At 70.2% G+C, this 15,963-nt stretch carries 13 protein-coding genes and 1 pseudogene; 5 read left to right on the top strand and 9 right to left on the bottom strand.

Annotated elements, in window-relative coordinates; genetic code table 11:
• Positions 1-6 precede the first annotated feature (6 nt).
• The 6 genes and pseudogenes from ACWCP8_RS05920 to ACWCP8_RS05895 all read right to left on the bottom strand — a co-directional run.
• Positions 7-864, bottom strand: a complete 858-nt coding sequence (locus ACWCP8_RS05920; protein WP_352268328.1) for an amidohydrolase family protein — start codon at positions 862-864, stop codon at positions 7-9.
• A 1-nt stretch (position 865) separates the two neighbouring features.
• The gene (locus ACWCP8_RS05915; protein ID WP_030973703.1) at positions 866-1,177 is read right to left on the bottom strand and encodes an L-rhamnose mutarotase; all 312 of its coding nucleotides are present in this window, start codon (positions 1,175-1,177) and stop codon (positions 866-868) included.
• 2 nt (positions 1,178-1,179) lie between these two features.
• Entirely contained in the window at positions 1,180-2,178 is a 999-nt protein-coding gene (locus ACWCP8_RS05910) for an aldo/keto reductase (RefSeq protein ID WP_352268329.1), read from the bottom strand.
• A gap of 120 nt (positions 2,179-2,298) precedes the next feature.
• Positions 2,299-3,723, bottom strand: coding sequence for a wax ester/triacylglycerol synthase family O-acyltransferase (locus ACWCP8_RS05905; protein ID WP_352268331.1), 1,425 nt, complete (start codon positions 3,721-3,723; stop codon positions 2,299-2,301).
• A gap of 166 nt (positions 3,724-3,889) precedes the next feature.
• The gene (locus ACWCP8_RS05900) at positions 3,890-5,956 is read right to left on the bottom strand and encodes a SpoIIE family protein phosphatase (protein ID WP_352268332.1); all 2,067 of its coding nucleotides are present in this window, start codon (positions 5,954-5,956) and stop codon (positions 3,890-3,892) included.
• 85 nt (positions 5,957-6,041) lie between these two features.
• A pseudogene (locus ACWCP8_RS05895) lies at positions 6,042-6,275 on the bottom strand (hypothetical protein); the annotation flags it as partial.
• Between the two features lie 194 nt (positions 6,276-6,469).
• Here ACWCP8_RS05895 and ACWCP8_RS05890 point away from each other — a divergent pair.
• From ACWCP8_RS05890 to ACWCP8_RS05875, 4 genes are all read left to right on the top strand, one after another.
• Positions 6,470-6,973: a cyclic nucleotide-binding domain-containing protein gene (locus ACWCP8_RS05890; RefSeq protein ID WP_352268333.1), complete on the top strand. Its 504-nt coding sequence runs from the start codon at positions 6,470-6,472 to the stop codon at positions 6,971-6,973.
• Positions 6,974-7,125: 152 nt separating this feature from the next.
• Positions 7,126-8,109 (top strand): YndJ family protein, encoded by a 984-nt coding sequence (locus ACWCP8_RS05885; protein WP_451114420.1) that lies wholly within the window; start codon positions 7,126-7,128, stop codon positions 8,107-8,109.
• Positions 8,106-8,615, top strand: a complete 510-nt coding sequence (locus ACWCP8_RS05880; RefSeq protein ID WP_352268335.1) for a DUF1990 family protein — start codon at positions 8,106-8,108, stop codon at positions 8,613-8,615. Before ACWCP8_RS05885 ends, ACWCP8_RS05880 begins: the two co-directional genes overlap by 4 nt.
• 38 nt (positions 8,616-8,653) lie before the next feature.
• On the top strand, positions 8,654-10,090 hold the full coding sequence (locus ACWCP8_RS05875) for a lipase maturation factor family protein (protein ID WP_451114418.1): 1,437 nt from the start codon (positions 8,654-8,656) through the stop codon (positions 10,088-10,090).
• On the opposite strand, the gene ACWCP8_RS05870 is transcribed toward ACWCP8_RS05875, so the two are convergent.
• The 3 genes from ACWCP8_RS05870 to ACWCP8_RS05860 form a co-directional block, all read right to left on the bottom strand.
• Positions 10,068-12,428 (bottom strand): alpha-L-fucosidase, encoded by a 2,361-nt coding sequence (locus ACWCP8_RS05870; protein WP_451114416.1) that lies wholly within the window; start codon positions 12,426-12,428, stop codon positions 10,068-10,070. The genes ACWCP8_RS05875 and ACWCP8_RS05870 overlap by 23 nt on opposite strands.
• Before the next feature lie 229 nt (positions 12,429-12,657).
• A complete protein-coding gene (locus tag ACWCP8_RS05865) occupies positions 12,658-12,831 on the bottom strand; it encodes a hypothetical protein (protein WP_352268338.1) in 174 nt (57 codons plus the stop codon).
• A gap of 279 nt (positions 12,832-13,110) precedes the next feature.
• Positions 13,111-14,595 carry an SDR family NAD(P)-dependent oxidoreductase gene (locus ACWCP8_RS05860; protein ID WP_352268340.1) on the bottom strand — a complete coding sequence of 495 codons (1,485 nt, stop codon included), beginning with the start codon at positions 14,593-14,595 and terminating at the stop codon, positions 13,111-13,113.
• 454 nt (positions 14,596-15,049) lie between these two features.
• On the opposite strand from ACWCP8_RS05860, the gene ACWCP8_RS05855 reads away from it, so the two are divergent.
• Positions 15,050-15,940: an RNA polymerase sigma factor SigF gene (locus tag ACWCP8_RS05855; RefSeq protein ID WP_451114413.1), complete on the top strand. Its 891-nt coding sequence runs from the start codon at positions 15,050-15,052 to the stop codon at positions 15,938-15,940.
• The last annotated feature ends 23 nt before the right edge of the window (positions 15,941-15,963 follow it).

Raw genomic sequence — 15,963 nt, 5'->3', positions numbered from 1 at the left:
CCGTGCCTATCGAAGTCCGTACACCCGCTCGGCGGTGGTCGCGAAGACCGCCGACCGCTCGTTCTCGGCAAGGTCGTCGGTGAGGGTGCGGGCCACGTCGACGACTTCCGCGTAACTCGCCGCGAGCCGGCAGACCGGCCAGTCGGAGCCGAACATCAGCCGGTCGGGCCCGAACGCCTCGAGAACGGTGTCGGCGTACGGGCGGAGGTCGTCGACCGTCCAGGAGCGCAGGTCGGCCTCGGTGACCAGGCCGGAGAGCTTGCATACGGTGTTGGGGCGGTCGGCCAGGGCCTTGAGGTCGGCCGCCCAGGGGTGCAGGCTCCGGGTGGCGATGGGCGGCTTGCCGGCATGGTCGAGTACGAAGGTGAGTTCGGGCAGCAGGGCGGCGGCCGAGACGGTGGCGGGCAGCTGATGGGACTGGACCACCAGGTCGTAGACGAGTCCGGCGGCGGCCACGGCGGACAGCCCGCGACGGACGTCGGGGCGCAGCAGCCACTCGGGGTCGGATTCGCCCTGGACCTGGTGGCGGATGGCGACGAGCCGGTCGCCGCCGGGGAGTTCGCGCAGCGCAGCAAGCGTGTCGGCGATGTCGGGCGCGGTGAGGTCGGTCCAGCCGACGACACCCGCGACGAGGTCGTTGCCGTCGGCGAGGGCGAGGAACTCGGGGGTCTCCTCGGGGACGGTGACGGTCTGGACGAGGACGGTGGCGTACACCCCGGCGGCGCGGGCCTCGGGCTCCAGGTCGGCGAGGGTGAACGTGCGGGCGAGCGGGGCCAGTTCGTCCCCGGTGATCCACTCCTGGTCGCGTACCGCCAGGTCCCATACGTGGTGGTGGGCGTCGACGATTCGTTCCCGGCCGGTCATGTCACAGCTCCCAGGCGACGGGGAGACCGGCTGCGGCGCCGTCCGACGAGTAGTCGTGCGCGACATCGAGGAGCTCGTCCATCCGGGCCTGCCAGGCTACGTTGACGGGGAGCTGCTCCAGCTCCGCGAGGAGCCGGGCGTAGTCCGCGCAGTCGATGACGTGGAAGAGGTCGGTGCCGCTGCGCCAGATCGTCCACGAGGTGGCGCCCGCCGCGCGGATCGCGGTGGTGAGTTCCGCGGGGACTTCGCGGTGCGCTGCCTCGTACTCCTCGATGCGGTCGGCACGGACCTTGGTGTGCAGGGCGATCCTCATGATCAGCGTCCGTCCTCGTGGAGCGGGTCCTCGGTGAGCAGGCCCTCGGCGCGCAGGTCGTCCCAGACGGCGTCCGGGATCTCGCGGGAGAGCAGGTCGGCGGCGTCGTGCATCTCGTCCGGCGAGCGGGTGCCGACGAGCACCGAGGCGACGGCCGGGTGGGCGAGCGGGTAGCGCAGTGCGGCGGCGCGCAGCGGTACGCCGTGCGCCTCGGTGACGGCTTTGATGCGCAGGGCCCGGTCGAGCAGGGGCATCGGGGCGGCAGCGTAGTCGTAGGTCGCGCCGGGGCGCGGGTCGGCGAGCAGCCCGGAGTTGAACACCCCGCCGATGACGACGGAGCGGCCGCGGGCGGCTGCTTCGGGCAGCAGCTCGGCCAGCGCGGACTGGTCGAGGAGGGTGTAGCGACCGGCGCAGAGCACGGTGTCGACGTCGGTGTCACGCAGGAAGCGGGTGAGCATCGCGGTCTGGTTCATGCCCGCGCCGATGGCGCCGACAACACCTTCCGCGCGCAGCTTCTCCAGGGCCGGGTAGGCCGTGCGGAAGGCTGCCTCGGCGTGGTCGTCCGGGTCGTGCAGATAGGCGATGTCGATCCGGTCGACGCCGAGCCGTTCGAGGCTGTCCTCGATGCTGCGGCGTACGCCGTCGGCGCTGAAGTCCCAGCGGCGGCGGTGGGTCGCCCGTACGGCGAAGCCTTCGGAGAGACCGTCGTCCGGGGCCGGCGCGTCGGCCGGCAGAGGGTCGAGCACCCGTCCGACCTTGGTGGACACCACGTACGCGTCGCGGGGCCGGTGGCGCAGGGCCTCGCCGAGCCTGCGTTCGGAGAGGCCGAGCCCGTAGTGCGGTGCCGTGTCGAAGTAGCGAACGCCCTCGTCCCAGGCGGCGTCCACGGCGGCGGCGGCCTGCGCGGGATCCACCTCGTGGAAGAGATTGCCGATGCCGGCCGCCCCGAAGGACAGCTCGGTCACTTCGACCGCACTGCTTCCCACCCTGTTTCGCCGCATGCCGTTGCCGCCCTCCCCGATGATCGTTGTTTCTGCACAACGAATATTCATCGGATCACTTGGGCACGTCAACTCTCTGAACGCCACCGCGTACCGCTCGTGCGAGTAAATCTGTCCGACCTATAGCCGGATGCCTTCCGACAGTCGGGCGCCCTGGTCCGCCGGCATCAGGGCGAGCAGCTCGCGCAGCTCGTCCTCGGCGCAGCGGGCCAGCCGCTCCAGGTCCGGGACCGCCTTGCCGTCGGCAACCAGACCGAGGTGCACCCGGCCGCTGTACGTGGACAGGGCGACGGCCAGGGACTGGCCGCGGGCCAGCGGCGCCATCGGATAGACGGCCTGCAGCGGACAGCCGCCGAGCGAGAGCGCCGAGCGCGGCAGGGGCACACTGGTGACCAGCACGTCGAAGAGCATCCGGGCCGCGCTACCCGCCAGCGGGGCACCGAAGCGGTGCGCCAGCGAAGGCAGTTGGTCGGCGAGTACGGCGACCGCACCCGCACCCCGCAGCGGTCCGGCGGCCTTGTTGCGGTCCATGGCCGTACGGACGGCGCGCAGCCGGTTCCACGGGTCGGCCTCGGAGACGGGGAGGCCCAGCAGATAGGCGGAGAGCCGGTTCCCGGTGGCGGCGGTGGCACCGGGCCTGCGCCGGGAGACCGGGACGAGGGCGCGCGGGTCGGCGTCGGGCAGCTGGTCGCCGCGCTCCAGCATCCAGCGGCGGAGCGCCCCGGCGACGACGCCGAGCAGGACGTCATTGGTGGTGCCGCCCACGATCCGGCGGATCCGGCGGACGGCCTCCGCGTCCAGGTCGGTGGTGGCCAGTCGCCGGGTACCGCTGGAGGTCGCGGTGAGTGCGGGGGCGCCGCGCAGATCGAGGCGACTGGCCCGCACGACGGAAGCGCCGACACCGAACGCCCGGCCCAGATCCTCGATCCGGCCCAGCGCGAAGCCGGCCACCTGGCGTGGCCCGGGCATCCAGGAGCGGGGCGGGACCGGGCGCGCCAGGCGGGTGCTCGCGCCGCCGCGGGAGCGTGCCCCGACGGAGGCGATCTCGTCGAAGATCCCGGCGCCGATGGCGACCGCGCGCATACCGTCGGCGAGCGCGTGATGCAGCTTCACGAGCACGGCGAAGGGGCCGTCGTCCGCGCCGCTGATGACGTACATCTGCCAGGGCGGCAGCCCGCGTTCGAGGGACTGCTCCATCAGCTCACCGGCGAGCCGGGTGGCCCCTGCCATGAACCCGCCGCCCGCCGGATCCACCTCGCTCCGGGGCAGTCGCACCCGCTTGACGTGCCGGTACACGTCGAACTCCTTGTCGACGGACCAGGCGGCGCCGCCGACCGGCAGCAGGACGTCCCGTACGCGCATCCGCAGCCGGGGGATCGCGGCCGCACGGGTGCCGAGCAGCTGCAGGACCGCCTCCGCATCGACGCCCGGCGCGGAGACAGGGGGCGGCGAGAAGACGGCGAGCGCGCCGAGGTGCATCGGGTGCGCATCGGTTTCGAGGTGCCAGAAGGCCAGATCGAGAGGTGCCAGTAGCTCAGTGCCCAACGGATCCTCATGTCATCGAAGACAAAGATTGCCGGAGTCAACGACTGCCGCAGTCGCAGTCAATCCCCCTCGATCGGTTACGGTCAAGTACAGACATGTTACGTTCTGTTACTGTTCGGTAGTGTCGCACGCCCCCTCCACCGGCCCAGCCCCTCCGCCCGACCCGTCATTCGCGCTCCGGAATGATGAATTCACACCAGACGCACTTGCCGGTGCCGCGGGACTCCACACCCCAGGCGTCAGCCAGCCGGTCCACCAGCATCAGGCCCCGTCCGGACACCCCGGTCTCGCCCGCGTCCCGGCGTCGCGGCAGGGCGCTCGACCGGTCCTCGACATCGACCCGCAGCCGCCGCCCGGGCCCGGTGAGCACCCGAACGGTGACGATCGCCCCGCCGTCGGTGTGCATCAGCGCATTGGTGATGAGCTCGTCGGCGGCCAGCTCGACCTCGTCCACCCGTTCCTTCGCGCCCCAGGCCCGTACCGCGGCCCGGATCATGTGCCGGGACGAGCTCAGCGCCTCCGGGTCGTTCTGAGCCACATTCTGCTGGAGCCGGCCGCCCGGCTGGGGCGCGTGCGCGGCCTTGCGGCGCAGCAGCAGCAGCGCCACGTCGTCCTCACCGCCGCACTCCTCGACCTCCTCGCAGAGCTGGTCGGCCAGTTGCTGAAGGTCCTGCGGACCGTTGCGGATCATGGCAGCCAGCAGCTGCATCCCGTCGTCGAGATCGACGCCGGGCAGCTCGACCAGGCCGTCGGTGTACAGCACGATCGTCTGACCCGGGTCCAGCTCCATGGTGCTGACCGGGTACTCGAGCCCTCCGAACTCGGCCGAAAGGCCCAGCGGCAGCCCGCCCTCGACGGGCATCCGGCGACAACTCCCGTCGACATCCCGGACCAGCGGGTCGATATGACCGGCGCGGACCAGCTGTATGACTCCGGTGGTCAGGTCGAGCTCGGCGTACGTACAGGTCGCGAAGCGGTCGGTGTCGAGTTCGTGGAGGAACGCGGAGGCCCGCGCCATGACCGTGGCCGGGCTGTGCCCTTCCGCCGCGTACGCGCGGAGCACGATGCGCAGCTGTCCCATGACGGCCGCCGCGTGCGTGTCGTGGCCCTGTACGTCCCCGATGACGGCGCCGACGCGGCCGCCGGGAAGCGGAATGACGTCGTACCAGTCGCCCCCGATGTCCTGCCCCTGCCGGGCCGAGCGGTACCGGACGGCGATCTGCGCGCCGGGCACCTCGGGGATCCGGCGGGGCAGCATGGCCTGCTGGAGCCCCTCGGCGAGATCGTGCTCCTGCTCGTACAGCATGGCCCGCTGGAGGCTCTGGGCGATGGAGCTGCCGAGTGCGACCAGCAGATTGCGTTCGTCGCCCTCGAAGCCGTCCTTGTCGCTGTAGAGGAGTCCGAGTGCACCGATGGGCCGGGCCTGGGCGATCAGCGGCAGATAGGCGGCGGAGGTGATACCGAGACCCGTGATGCGCGGCCACAGGATCGGGTACGAGGTGGCGAAGTCCTCGGCGGACACGATGAAACGGGGCCTGAGTGTACGGATCACTTCGCTCATCGGGTACGGCTCGTCCGTACGGGTGAAACGGGTGCCCGGCACGAAGGACCCCGCAGGACCGTCCGCGACGAGATGGATGCGCCCGGCTTCGAGGAGCCCCACGACGAGACTGGTCGCACCGAGGTGGGCCAGGCCTTGCGAGTTCTTCAGGACCTCGATGACGTCCTGGACGGTACGGGCATGGGCCAGGGCGGCCGTGGTGGTCTCGACCAGGCTGGTTCGGCGACGCCGCTCCTCGTCCAGCTCCCGGCGGGCGGTGGAGTCGGCCAGTTCCTCGGTGGCGTCCCGGACGATGCCGATGATGCGGTGGGGGCGGCCGGCCTCGTCGCGACGGATGAAGCCCTGGGTGTGGGTCCAGCGCAGCGTGCCGTCGCGCCGGAGTATGCGGAAGTACGCCCCGTAGTTGACCTGCCCGCGCTTGAGGGCCTCGGACACCATGGCATCGAGTCGTGCGGCCTCGTCGGTCGGTACCCGAGGACCGAGGCTCTCCGGCCGGCCGTCGTATTCGTCGACGCGCAGGTCGAACACGTCGAGTGCGGGCCGGTCCATATGCATGAGACCGCTGTCGAGGTCCCAGTCGAAGCTGCCCATACGGTTCAGGGCGAGGCTGAGATCCGGGTGGGCGGGCCAGTCGTCCGGGAGTGACAGGGCACCCGCAACCCGATCATCCATGCGGGTCACTCTGCCATCAATTGTCCGATTCTTCGAATGATCCCGATCGCCGGGCGCCCTGCGCCGCAACGCTGCCTCGCCGATTTCAGCGACCCTGGAGCGCCTTGACGTTGTCCCCGAACGTCCACTGCTTCGAGCCGTCCCGGTTGAGCGACCAGTCCATCAGGCCCTTCAGCCCGCCGCCGTAGGTGTTCCAGGCCTGTGAGACCGGGTCGGGCACCATGTAGCCGCTGCCGGCGCCGGGCTGCGCCGGCAGCCCCGGGACCTGTTTGTCGCCCCAGATGGAGCCGTACGCCACGCTGCCCCCGGTGACGTATGCCTGGACCGACGACGGGCGAGGGCGCCGAGCGGGCCGCTCGGCGCGGGAGGCTCCACGAGCAAGGCGCGGCACGGCCCGTGCCGCGCCCGAGCGGCGGCGCGGAAGAGCGCATATCGTTCACTAGAGGTGGTGCGCCGGTGCGGCTGCAGTCCGCGTGCACAGCACCCCGGAATCCGTGGTGGACGGAGGACGGAATGTCAACGGCCAGGAATCTGCTGGACGCGCTCCCACCCGAAGGGCGCGCGCGACTGCTCGACCAGGCGGCCCGCGAGGTGTCATTGCCCGTCGGTACCCGGATCTTCGAAGAGGGCCGAAAGGCCGACCGCTTCTGGATCATCCGTTCCGGCCAGGTCGAACTCGACCTCCATGTGCCAGGCCGTCGTGCCGCGGTGATCGAAACGCTCGGCCGAGACGAACTGCTGGGCTGGTCCTGGCTGTTCCCGCCACGCATTTGGCATCTCGGCGCCGCCGCGGTCCGCCCGGTGGAAGCCGTGGAGTTCGATGCCGCGGCCGTCTGCGCGCTGTGCGACGACGACGCCGAGCTGGGCCGCGCGTTGTACAAATACGTCGCGGAGACCGTGGCGGCACGGCTGCGCGGGACCCGGACCCGGCTGCTCGCACTGTACGGTCCACAGTCCGGCAACCCGGCGGGTACAGCCCATGAATCGGACATCGGCCAGGACCTCGCGGATATCTGACGCGCCGCGCACGTTCGCACCCGACCCGCCGTTCCACCATCCCCCGTTGAAGCGTGCGCACATCCCCGGTACTCCATCTTGAACACGTTCAAGAAAGGCTCTAGAGTCGGCGCAGGCAACCACTTGAACGCGTTCAAGACGGGGGATGTGCCGTGTCCGTACTGGTCGACCTGATCGTGATGCTGGGCATGCTGGTCGTCGTACCGGCCGGGCTGCGGCTGACCGGGGCACCTGAGCTCGACCGGATCCGGCGTCTCTGGCCGCTCTTCGCCGTCCCCGGAGCCGTAGCCCTCTGGCTGCCACGCGGCGGACCCGCCACGGTGCTCGCCGGCTGCTACGCGCTCGGGGCCGTACTCCTCGCCCTGCATGCGCCGCCCCGTCTGCTCCGCCCGGTCCGGGCTTCCGCCGCTCACCGCACCGCCGAGCTCGCAGTGTTCACCGCCCTGGTCACCCCGTCGGTCGCCGCCACCGCGCTGGTCGCCGAACGCTCCGGGCATGCCCTCTTCGGCTTCGGTCCCGGAATCCTCGCGCTGACCGTGCCGCACTTCCATTTCGCCGGGTTCGCCGCCGCACTGATCGCCGGACTCGTCTGCCGGGTCGCGGACGGCCCGGCCGGCCGGTTCGCCGCGTCGAGCGTGCCGTTGGGCACCCTGCTCGTGCTCATCGGATACTTCATCGGCGACTGGGCCGAGCTGGCCGGCGCAGTCGTGCTGACGGCCGGGATGTGGACCGTCGCCCTGCTGACCTGGCGCACGATCCGCGGCAGCGGCCGGGACCGGACCACCCGCGCGCTGTTCGGCGTCTCGTCCGCCGTGCTCGTGGCGACCATGGTGCTCGCGCTGAGCTGGGCGCTCGGCGAGGCGACCGGGCTGCCCCACCCCACGTTGACCTGGATGGCCGCGACCCACGGTCTCGGCAACGCACTGGGCTTCGCGCTCTGCTCGGTGCTCGCCTGGGGACGGCTCCAGGACCGTCCCGAACAGGCCCCACCCGAGCAGGCCCCACCTGACCGTCCTCGTACCGAGCGGCCCCCTGCCGACCCGGCCCTCACCACCTCGGCCCTCACCACCTCGGTCCGCACCGGCCCGCCCCTCGCCGGCCCCGACCTCACCGACCTCAAAGGCAGGACGTCATGAGCACCCTCACCTATCCGGAGGTCGGCGCCACTCGGCTCGGCCCGCTCCCCGACGGATACCACCATCTCCACCACCGGGTCGCGGTGGGCCGCGGCCGCGCCGACTTCGAGGCTGCGGGCGCCGCCGTCACCGACTGGCGCATGCATCGCACCTCCGGCGCCCGGGTGCGGGCCTCGACGGCACGCGCCGAGGCCGGGGCCACCGTGCGGGTATCGATCGGGGTCGGCCCGTTCCGGTTCACCGCGCCGTGCGAGGTGGTCTGGACCGCGTACGAGAAGGAGCGCATCGGCTTCGCCTACGGCACACGTCCGCACCACCCCGAGTGCGGTGAGGAGTGCTTCGTGGTGGACCTGGCGGACGACGGGACCGTGTGGTTCACCGTGCTGGCGTTCTCCCGTCCGGCCGGCTGGTACACGCGGCTCGCCGGGCCGCTCGTGCCGGTGGCCCAGCGAATGTACGCGCAGCGGCTCGGGACCGCACTGCGCCGGATCGTATCGGCGAGCTGAACCGGCTCAGTCGCTCCGCAGCGCCGATACTGGACGTGATGGAGTGGTTCACCGCAGATGGCTACTGGCTCAGCCGGCTGATCTTCCAGCGGGCTCTCGCCGGCATCTATCTGGTCGCCTTTCTCGCCGCCGCGCTCCAGTTCCGGGCGCTGATCGGCGAACGCGGCATGCTCCCGGTGCCGGAGTTCCTGCGGCGTACGGAGTGGCGGGACGCCCCCGGTCTCTTCCGCCTCCACTACTCCGACCGCTTCTTCGCCGCCGTCTGCTGGACGGGCTGCGCCGTCGCGGTCGCGCTGATCGCGGGGGTGGACTCGTACGTTCCGCTGTGGGCGGCGATGCTGCTGTGGCTGCTGCCCTGGGCGCTGTATCTGTCGATCGTCCAGGTCGGCCAGGTCTGGTACAGCTTCGGCTGGGAGTCGCTGCTCCTGGAGACCGGCTTCCTCGCCGTCTTTCTCGGCAACGCCGCTACGGCTCCGCCGGTCCTGGTGCTCTGGCTGCTGCGCTGGGTGCTGTTCCGGGTCGAGTTCGGCGCCGGACTGATCAAGATCCGGGGCGACGAGTGCTGGCGCAGGCTGACCTGTCTGGACTTCCACCATGAGACCCAGCCGATGCCGGGCCCGCTGAGCTGGTTCTTCCACCGGCTGCCGAAACCCCTCCACCGGGTCGAGGTGGCGGCCAACCATGTCACCCAGCTCCTGGTCCCGGTGCTGCTGTTCGCCCCGCAGCCGGTGTCGAGCGCGGCCGCCGGGCTGATGATCGCCACCCAGCTGTGGCTGGTGCTGTCCGGGAACTTCGCCTGGCTGAACTGGGTGACCATCACCCTCGCCCTGTCCGCCGTCGACTGGTCCCTGGTGGCCACGCCGCCCGCACAGTCCGCCCCGCCGCTCTGGTACGAGGTGGTGGTCATCGCCGTCACCGCGCTGGTCGTGGTGCTCAGCTACCGTCCGGCGCGCAACCTGATCTCCCGCCGCCAGGTGATGAACCGCTCCTTCGACCCGCTGCATCTCGTCAATACGTACGGTGCGTTCGGCAGCATCAGCCGGGTCCGTCTCGAGATCGTGGTCGAGGGCACCGACGAGCAGCTGCTCCACCCGGGCACGGCCTGGAAGGAGTACGGCTTCCACGGCAAACCGGGCGATCCGCGCCGATTGCCGCACCAGTTCGCCCCGTACCATCTGCGGCTCGACTGGCTGATGTGGTTCGCGGCACTGTCCCCCGTGTACGCACAGTCCTGGTTCGGCCCGTTCGTGGAGCGGCTGCTGGAGAACGACCGGGACACTCTGCGGCTGCTGCGCCACAACCCGTTCCCCGACGCCCCGCCCACGCACATTCGCGCCAGGGTGTACCACTACCGGTACACGACCTGGCGCGAACTGCGGGCCACCGGACGCTGGTGGCACCGCACCTATGTACGGGACTTCATCCGGCCCGTCTCGCTCGGACCCTCGTTCCTCAGCCCGACCAGGCGACCTTGAAGACCCAGGCGTGCTTCCCGGTCCTCCGGGCGCCCGCCGGTACGTCGATCACCAGCGAACCGCCCGTGGTGCGCCAGTGGAGCGGCCGGTCGTACCCGAGCAGGGTGACCCGGTCGCCGCTGCGGATCGGCACCGGGGCCTCGACGGTGAGGGTGGCGCCGGGCTGTGCCAGCGAGTGGATGTAGAAGGCCTTGTCCGGCCGGACGGTGAACCGCAGATCCTCGCCGAGCTGCGGCATCCGTGACCAGTACGTGGTCCCGTGGATGGCTTCGCCGTTGGTCTTGAGCCACTCCCCCGTCTCGCGCAGCCGGCGCTGCATGATGTCGGGGATCGTGCCGTCGGCCTTCGGCCCGATGTCGAGCAGGAAATTGCCGTTCTTGGAGACGATGTCGACGAGCGAGTGCACGACCTCCTCGGTCGTCATGTACTTCTCGTCGGGTGTCTGGGCGTTGTAGCCGTACGAGAACGGGTCGAGGCCCCGGCTGGACTCCCATTTCGCCGTGACGATCTGGTCGTACGTCGTGTATTCGGGCGTCGTGAAGTCGTGCGGCCCGATCCCGGAGCGGTTGTTGACGGTGACGTCGATGGGCCGGGCCCGGTTCTTGGCGTGGTTGAAGTACTCGGACAGCACCCGGTGACTGTCGTTGTCCCCGCCGATGTCGCACCAGAGGATCTCGGGGTCGTACCCGTGGACCAGCTCCAGCATCTGTGGGCCCTGGAACTCGGTGACGTAGTCCTTGCCCGCCGTGTATCCGGTGTACGGGACGGGTTCCAGGGTGTACGGGTTGCGCGGGGCGTGGCCCATCCATGGGTGGTCGGGATTGAACCATTCGGGCATCGAGAAGTACAGCCCTCGGTGCAGTTCCGGGGTGTAGCGGCGCGAGGCGTCGAAGAGCTCCTTGACCAGGTCGCGCCTCGGCCCCATCTTCACCGCGTTGCGGTCGGAGAGCTTGGTGTCCCAGAGCGCGAAGCCCTCGTGGTGCTTGGAGGTGAGGACGTGGTACTGCGCGCCTGCGTCCCGGAACAGCTCCACCCAGGACCGGGGGTCGAAACGTTCTGCGCGGAACTGAGGGATGAAGTCGTCGTAGTTGAAGGACTCGCCGTACGTGTCGCGGTGGTGGGCGTACGTCGGGTTGTTGGGGTCCTGCATCTGATTCCAGTACCACTCGGCGTACTGCGTGCCGACCGGCGCCCAGGCGGGCACCGAGTAGACCCCCCAGTGGATGAAGATGCCGAACTTCGCCTCCTGGAACCAGTACGGCGCCTGATGGATGGAGAGGGAGGTGTCGGTGGGCCGGTAGTCGGGGACGCCGAGGGTGAGCGACCGGCGGACGGTGGCCGCCTGCTGTCCGCGGCCGCGCGCGACAACGTTGCCGTCCTGGGCGGTGCCGGGTGCGGTGCCCGGCCTGCTGCGGATGCCGATCCGGACGCGGGCCTGGTCACCGGGGGCGAGCCGGGTGATCCGGGCGGGTTCGACGGTACGGGCTCCGGGGACGTCCACGGAGAGACTGAGACCGTCAGCGGCCAGGACGGCGACGGTGCCCGCGTTGACGACGGTGGCCTCGACGCTCTGCGCGCCGGAGTCCAGCAGCGAGGTGGTGGAGTGCGCGTCGCGCAGGGACAGTGCCCGCCCCTCGGCGGCCGGCTGGAGCGAGAGCGCGAAGATGTGCAGGGATGAGCTGTTGGCCTCGGCGGGCCGGGTGGTGGGCAGGGTCAGCGCGACGGCTTCCCTGGTCGGGTCGAGCGCGATCTCGGCGACGGCGATGGAGACCTGGTGCGCGTCCTTGTCGCCGTTGGGGCGGTAGCGGTACGCGACGGTGAGCGCGCCACTGCCGGAATACCAGTCGGGGCCGCCGAGGGCGGGGGTCGATGTGGTCCCGTCCGCGTAGTGGACGGTGGCCTGACCGGAGGCGGCGCCGTAGCTGCATGCGGTCAGGAAGAGCCCGGAGAGGTAGCGGCCGGGCGGCAGATCGATGCGCTGGCCGAGGGCGACGATGTTGTTCTTGGCTCCGGCGTCGGAGGCCGGGAAGAGGAACGTGGTGCCGTCGATCTCTGTTTCTCCGGCGGGGAGCTCCTCACCGGGGAAGGTGTAGCCGGAGCCGTCGAAGTTGCCGCCACGGGCCTCGGCGGTATCTATGCCGTCGTTGTCGAACCAGCTGTCCAGGGGCACGGGGACAGCGGCGGGGACAGTGCCCCAGTCGCTGCCGTGGGCGTCCGGCCCCGGGAGTGCGGCTCCGGTTCGCGGGGCCGCATCGGCGGTGGCGGGGGTGAGCAGGGCGGCGCCGACTGCCGCCCCTGCCGTCATTCCGAGTACATGGCGTCTGGGAAGTTCGGTCATGACGTCCGATGATTGAAGCGTGGCGGGAACCTGTCAATGAAATTTTCCAGACAGAACGAAACTTCTTCCCCACAACCATCGGATGACTGGATGCATCTGCGGTCCGCCGGCCCTGCCGAACTGCTGGACCACATGCCGAAGCCCCGGCTCTCCATGGTGGCGGAGGGCCGGGGCTTCCGAGCTGACGGACCGGGGCGAGTGATCGGGCCGCGCGGGTCGGGCCGGAGGATCAGTCGATGCCCGGCAGGATGTGCGGCTCGGCGAGGTCGTCCTCGTAGCCGGCCAGCCGGATCGGTGCGGACCTGGCCCAGACTTCGATGTTCCGGAGCTTCTCGGGCCGCTTGGCCTGCTCTCCGTGTCGCTCCGCCGGTCGCTTCTCGTGCTTCGTCACTTCTGGTGTCACCGCGCACTCCTTTGTGTCACGTCACCCCGGGCGGCGCCGAGCCTCCGGCCTCAGTAACCGGAAATCGACTGCCCGTAAGGGGCAGGGGAAGGAACAGTTCGGTCGCGGTGGCGCCGGGTGTGGGTCGGGGACGACGGCCTGGTTACAGACCTGTCCCAGGACGGCCGAGGAGGTTTCGTGGATCCCTTGGTGGCGTCCGTGCACATCAGACTAACCAAATGAGCGCGTCCGCGCTCGATGGAATGCGTGCAGTGACTCACTTTCGGACAACCGGGTGATCTACCAGCCTGCGGGCGCGTAGTCCTTGAGGAAGCAGCCGAACAGATCTTCGCCCTCTTCGCCCCGCACGATCGGGTCGTAGACCCGGGCTGCGCCGTCCACCAGGTCGAGCGGGGCGTGGAAGCCCTCCTCGGCCAGGCGGATCTTGTCGGGGTGCGGACGCTCGTCGGTGATCCAGCCGGTGTCGACGGCGGTCATCAGGATGCCGTCCCTCTCGAACATCTCCTGGGCGCTGGTGCGGGTGAGCATGTTCAGCGCGGCCTTCGCCATGTTGGTGTGCGGGTGGCCCGCGCCCTTGTAGCCCCGGCTGAACACACCCTCCATCGCCGAGACGTTGACCACATAGGCCCGCTTGGCGGCCGTCGCGGCCATCGCCGGGCGGAGCCGGCTGATCAGGATGAACGGTGCGGTGGAGTTGCAGAGCTGGACCTCGAGCAGCTCGATCGGCTCGACCTCTTCGACCGTCTGGATCCAGCTGTTGGTGTGATGCAGGTCGGGTACGAGACCGCCCGCGTCGATCGCGGTGCCTGCGGCGATCCGTTCCAGGGACGCGGAGCCGGTGACCAGGGCGAGCTCGGTGACGTCCTGCGCGGTCAGGCCCTCCTTGCGGGCGGCGGGCAGGGCCGCGACGCGGTCGACCGAACCGCTGCCGAAGGTGCCGATGACCTCGGCGGCAGGGAGCTCGCCCGCAGGCAGCGGAGCGGATTCGGCACTCACCAGTTCGCTGTACGCCTGCGGGGAGCGGCGCACCGTCTGGGCGGCGTTGTTGATCAGGATGTCCAGCGGCCCTTCGGCGGCGACCGAGTCGGCGAGCGCGACGACCTGGGCGGGGTCACGCAGATCGATGCCGACGATCTTCAGCCGGTGGATCCACTCGGCGCTGTCCGGCATCGCCTTGAAGCGGCGGATCGCGTCGTTGGGGAAGCGGGTGGTGATCGTGGTGTGCGCGCCGTCGCGCAGCAGCCGCAGCGCGATGTACATGCCGATCTTGGCGCGGCCGCCGGTGAGGAGCGCCCGGCGCCCGGTGAGGTCGGTGCGCGCGTCGCGGCGGGACCGGTTCTCCTTGGCGCACTGCGGGCAGAGCTGGTGGTAGAACGCGTCGACCTCGACGTACCGGGTCTTGCAGATGTAGCAGGACCGGGGCCGCTGAAGTATCCCGGCGATCTCGGCACCGGCCGAGGAGGACGGCAGGACGCCCTGGGTCTCGTCGTCGATACGTTCGGCCGAACCGGTGGCTGTGGCTTCGGTGACGGCCTTGTCGTGCGCGGTCTTGGCGGCCCGGCGCTCCTGGCGGCGGCGCTGCTTCACGGTCCGGTAGACACCGGCGGTGGCGCGGCGCACGGCGATGGCGTCCGGGTGGTCGACCTCGATGGTGTCGAGTTCGTCGAGCACGCTCAGGCAGACGGCCAGCCGCTCCGGGTCGATACCGGGACCGAACTCCTCGATACCGGGAGCGAGTTCTTGGCTGTCCTCTGTCACCGTCATTGCCGTTCCTCTGTCAGTCATGCCGCCGGGATCTCTCGGCGGCCCCGGGCGCACTGCCGCCGTGGGCTCACGAGGACTGGCATCCACGGTGTTGAGGCCCGGCTGCGGGCTTGCGCGAAGCCGCCGCACTTCGGGCCGAGTGCCCCGCTCAAGTCTGCCATGTCCGCCGCGCTGCTCCATCCGGGTACGCGGACTGGAACGGCGGGAGGCGCGAGGGGCGCCAGGACCGGGGCGACCGGTGAAGCCACTGGGACCCTGCGCGGACAGGGTCTCGTCCGTCGGCGCCCGTCAGAACCGGTCCGAAGGGCATCACCGGAAGAGATGAAGCACACATAACGGGGCACAGTGCGCGCCGTGACCGGCCCGGCGAAAAAAATCCGGACCTTCGCGCATCACTCACGGGAAGCGGGGCAGACGCGGCTCGATGCATCCAACGAACAGGGAGGGCGACGAGATGGTGACCGCGTCGGAGCAGATCGGCGGAGCAGGAACACTGCACCAGCAGACCGGTGCACTCACCGACGCCGGGGATGTTCAACTCCCCTGGATCGAGGACACCGGAAAGGTCGCCCCGAAGGACGCGCGCCAGCTTTCCAAGCTGTTCCTCGACAAGCTCCAGGTGCTCGAAGAGGGCACGCACGACTACCAGTACGCGCGCAACACCCTCATCGAGATGAATCTCTCGCTGGTGCGCTTCGCCGCGTCGCGGTTCCGCAACCGGGCCGGTGACGACACCGAGGACATCATTCAGGTCGGCACGATCGGCCTGATCAAGGCGATCGACCGGTTCGACCTCTCCCGTGAGGTGGAGTTCGCCACCTTCGCCGTGCCGTACATCGTCGGCGAGATCAAGCGCTTCTTCCGTGACACCACCTGGTCGGTGCATGTGCCGCGCCGGCTCCAGGAGCTGCGTGTCGACCTCGCGAAGGCGAAGGAGCAGCTCGCGGCCGAGCTGGACCGCGACCCCACCGTCAAGGAGCTGGCCGCCCATCTCGACCTTCCGGAGGAGGAGGTCATCGAGGGGCTCGTCGCCGCCAACGGTTACTCCGCCGGTTCCCTGGACACCCCCTCGGCCGACACGGAGTCGAACAAGGACCAGCGGTCGTACGCCGAACTCCTCGGTGAGACCGACCCCGGCATGGAGGCGGTCGAGAATCTCCACACGCTGGCTCCGCTGCTGGAGCAGCTGGACGACCGCGAGCGGCGGATCGTGCAGATGCGGTTCGGGCAGGAGATGACGCAGTCCCAGATCGGTGCCGAGCTCGGGGTCTCGCAGATGCACGTCTCGCGTCTGCTGGCACGGATCGTCCAGCAGCTGCGCGCGGGGATGTCCGTGGAGGCGTGACCGCGGTACGGAACGCGAAAACG

This window comes from Streptomyces sp. NPDC002206 (genome assembly GCF_053593595.1).
This window is presented reverse-complemented; position numbering and strand designations above follow the sequence as displayed.

Bases quoted from the DNA above. Each gene is read 5' to 3' on its own strand.
- ACWCP8_RS05920 (WP_352268328.1), bottom strand. From the start codon at position 864: ATGACCGGCCGGGAACGAATCGTCGACGCCCACCACCACGTATGGGAC.
- ACWCP8_RS05915 (WP_030973703.1), bottom strand. From the start codon at position 1,177: ATGAGGATCGCCCTGCACACCAAGGTCCGTGCCGACCGCATCGAGGAG.
- ACWCP8_RS05910 (WP_352268329.1), bottom strand. From the start codon at position 2,178: ATGCGGCGAAACAGGGTGGGAAGCAGTGCGGTCGAAGTGACCGAGCTG.
- ACWCP8_RS05900 (WP_352268332.1), bottom strand. From the start codon at position 5,956: ATGGATGATCGGGTTGCGGGTGCCCTGTCACTCCCGGACGACTGGCCC.
- ACWCP8_RS05890 (WP_352268333.1), top strand. From the start codon at position 6,470: ATGTCAACGGCCAGGAATCTGCTGGACGCGCTCCCACCCGAAGGGCGC.
- ACWCP8_RS05880 (WP_352268335.1), top strand. From the start codon at position 8,106: ATGAGCACCCTCACCTATCCGGAGGTCGGCGCCACTCGGCTCGGCCCG.
- ACWCP8_RS05875 (WP_451114418.1), top strand. From the start codon at position 8,654: ATGGAGTGGTTCACCGCAGATGGCTACTGGCTCAGCCGGCTGATCTTC.
- ACWCP8_RS05870 (WP_451114416.1), bottom strand. From the start codon at position 12,428: ATGACCGAACTTCCCAGACGCCATGTACTCGGAATGACGGCAGGGGCG.
- ACWCP8_RS05860 (WP_352268340.1), bottom strand. From the start codon at position 14,595: ATGACGGTGACAGAGGACAGCCAAGAACTCGCTCCCGGTATCGAGGAG.
- ACWCP8_RS05855 (WP_451114413.1), top strand. From the start codon at position 15,050: ATGGTGACCGCGTCGGAGCAGATCGGCGGAGCAGGAACACTGCACCAG.